This window comes from Plasticicumulans sp., assembly GCF_035331805.1.
GTDB lineage: Bacteria > Pseudomonadota > Gammaproteobacteria > Competibacterales > Competibacteraceae > Plasticicumulans.
The window spans coordinates 1-3,123 of record NZ_DAOLKE010000382.1 but is presented as its reverse complement, the minus strand read 5'-3'; the positions used below and the strand labels follow the sequence as shown (position 1 = coordinate 3,123).

The 3,123-nt window shown below is 71.1% G+C and carries 3 protein-coding genes; all 3 read left to right on the top strand.

Annotation, left to right across the window (positions count from 1 at the left end; genetic code table 11):
• Nucleotides 1–112: 112 nt before the first annotated feature.
• The 3 genes from PKE44_RS17205 (at nucleotide 113) to PKE44_RS17195 (ending at nucleotide 3,067) form a co-directional block, all read left to right on the top strand.
• Nucleotides 113–1,315, top strand: coding sequence for a BtaA family protein (locus PKE44_RS17205; protein WP_324553716.1), 1,203 nt, complete (start codon nucleotides 113–115; stop codon nucleotides 1,313–1,315).
• A 139-nt stretch (nucleotides 1,316–1,454) separates the two neighbouring features.
• Entirely contained in the window at nucleotides 1,455–2,189 is a 735-nt protein-coding gene (locus PKE44_RS17200) for a class I SAM-dependent methyltransferase (protein WP_324553714.1), read from the top strand.
• 83 nt (nucleotides 2,190–2,272) lie between these two features.
• Nucleotides 2,273–3,067, top strand: a complete 795-nt coding sequence (locus tag PKE44_RS17195) for an inositol monophosphatase family protein (RefSeq protein ID WP_324553712.1) — start codon at nucleotides 2,273–2,275, stop codon at nucleotides 3,065–3,067.
• Nucleotides 3,068–3,123 lie beyond the last annotated feature (56 nt).

The window sequence follows — 3,123 nt, the reverse complement described above, 5'->3', positions numbered from 1 at the left end:
CCGCGGCGCGCACATCCCGCGCGTCACCGTTCCGACCGCGGCCCGTCACCGGACGGTCATCGCCGCCAAGCAGGCTGCGGCGAATGTCCCGAGCCTTCCGGAGAACCCGACGGTGTCCGCCGCCCAGCCCGCTCTTGCCGACCGCCTGCACCAGCGTCTGTTCGATGCGCTCTACGCGCACTCGCTGGTCTACAACGCCTGCTGGGAAGACCCGGCCGTTGATCGCCGGGCGCTGGCGATCGGCCCCGACGACCGGCTGCTGGTGATCACCAGTGCCGGCTGCAACGTGCTCGACTACGCGCTGTGCGCCCCGGCCGCGATCCACGCCGTCGACGCCAATCCGCGCCAGAGCGCGCTGCTGGAGCTGAAGCTCGCCGGCATCCGGCGGCTGGCCTATGCCGACTTCTGGGCGCTGTTCGGCGAAGGTGCGCACCGCTATGCGCCCGAGCTGTACCGCGACACGCTGCGCGCCGAGCTGTCGCCGTTCGCGGCGCGCTACTGGGATGCGCGCATCGACTGGTTCGCGCCGCGCCAGCCGCAGCAGGGCTTCTACTGGCGCGGGCTGTCGGGCTGGGTCGCGCGCGGTTTCCGGGCGCTGCTGGTGGCGCGCCCGAAGCTTCGCCACGCCGTCGAGGCGCTGCTCGAAGCGCACGATCTCGATGCCCAGCGCGCGCACTACGACGCCGCGGTCGCACCGCTGCTGTGGAACCGCAGCGTGCGCTGGGCGGTGTCGCGGCCGCTGACGATGAGCCTGCTCGGCGTGCCGCACCCGCAGCGCATCGAGGTCGAGCGCCAGCATCCGGACGGCATCGCCGGCTTCGTGCGCGAGGCGATCGACTACGTGTTCCGCGAGCTGCCGCTCGCCGACAACTACTTCTGGGCGCTGTACCTGCGCGGCCGCTACACGCCGGACTGCTGCCCGGAGTACCTGAAGCGCGACAACTTCTACCGGCTGAAGGACGGGCTCGCCGCGCGCATCGCCGTGCACACCGACACCGTCACCGGCTTCCTGCAGGCCACCGACGAGCGCCTGTCGCGCTTCGTGCTGCTCGATCACATGGACTGGATGAGCGCCTTCCATCCGCAGGCGCTCGCCGCCGAATGGGCAGCGATCCTTGATCGGGCGACGCCGGATGCGCGACTGATCTTCCGCAGCGCCCACGCCCGGCCCGAGTACCTGGAAACGATCGACGTGCCCGGCCGCGGCCCGCTGACGGCCCGGCTGCACTTCGAGCGCGAGCTGGCCGGGCGCCTGCACGCCGGCGACCGCGTGCACACCTACGCGGGCTTCCACATCGCCACGCTCACGGCCTGATCAATCCGATACCCGTCCTGCGCGAATGCGCGGTTTTTCCCTCTCTCCGCCCTCCCCCGCGAGGGGAGGGGCTGAAAAGACGGCGCGTTCCGCAGTGCTCGGCACTGCATGTCCCTGAACGCCGCCCGGAGGAAGCCCGATGTCGATCGCCGGAGATGCCCGCGTCCTCGCCGCGCTGCTGCGCGGCCAGCCCCGTGACGGCGACCACGCCGCGCGGCTCGACGCCTTCTACGCCCCGCAGGCCGCTGCCTACGACGGCTTCCGCGAGCGCCTGCTGCACGGCCGGCGCGAGCTGATGCTCGAACTCGCCGCGCGCGTTGCGCCCGGCGGCACGCTGGTCGAACTCGGCGGCGGCACCGGCCGCAACCTCGGCTTCCTCGGCGCGCAGCTCGCCGATTTCGACGCGGTGACGCTGGTCGATCTGTGCCGGCCGCTGCTCGCGCAGGCGCGCCAGCGCGCCGCACACTGGCCGAACGTGCGCATCGTCGAGGCCGACGCCTGCGACTGGCAGCCTTCGGCGCCGGTCGATGCCGTGGTCTGCGCCTATGCGCTGTCGATGATCCCGGACTGGTATCGCGCCATCGACAACGCCGTGGCGATGCTCGCGCCCGGCGGCCTGCTCGCGGTCGCCGACTTCTACGTCTCGCGCGCGCGGCCGGCGCCCGGTCACGTGCGCCACTCGACCTTCGCGCGGCACTTCTGGCCGCTGTGGTTCGGGCACGACGGCGTGCATCCGAGCCCGGATCACCTGCCCTGCCTCGAATCGAAACTCGACACCGTGCTGCTGCGCGAGGCGCGCGCGCCGCTGCCGTGGCTGCCGGGCCTGCGCGCGCCGTATTACGTGTGGATCGGCCGCCGGCGCGGTGCCGGCTGAGCGCCACGCACCGGGCATGGGCCGCTCGCGGAGCGCTCCGTTAGACTGCAGCGTGGAATTCCCCCTGCAGAGACCCCGTACCGATGAGCCACAGCCCCTATCTCGCCGCCGCCATCGAGGCCGCGCGTGCCGGCGAGGAAGTCATCCGCAAGTACTACCAGAGCAACCTCGCGATCACGGTCAAGGCCGACCGCACGCCGGTCACGGTCGCCGATGTCGAGACCGAGCAGGCGATCAAGGGCGTGCTGACGACGGCCTTCCCGGAGCACGGCTTCTTCGGCGAGGAAACCGGGCGCAGCAACGCCGATTCCGAGTATCTGTGGCTGGTCGACCCGATCGACGGCACCAAGAGCTTCGTGCGCGAGTACCCGTTCTTCTCGACGCAGATCGCGCTGATGCACCGCGGCGAGCTGGTGCTCGGGGTTTCCAACGCGCCGATGTTCGGCGACGGCGAGATGGCCTACGCCGAGCGCGGCTACGGCAGCTTCCTGAACGGCTCGCGCATCCGCGTCAGCGACTTCGACGCGCTCGATGCCGCGACGCTGTCGCTCGGCAACATCAAGACGCTGACGAAGGATGAAAGCTGCTGGACGCGCATCGGCGAGCTGATCCGCAGCGTCTCGCGCATCCGCGGCTTCGGCGACTTCTACCACTACCACCTGCTCGCCTCCGGCAAGATCGAGCTGATCGTCGAATCCGACGTGAACATCCTCGATGTCGCGGCGCTGTCGGTGATCATCGGCGAGGCCGGCGGCACGGTGACGCAGTTCGACGGCCGGCCGCTCGATCTCGACGCGACGACCATCGTCGCCAGCAACGGCAGGCTGCACGGTGCCGCACTCGATGCGATCGGCGGATGCCGCGCATGCGTGAGCTGATCCTCGGCGGCGCCCGCTCCGGCAAGTCGCGCTACGCCGCCGAACGCGCCCGCCGC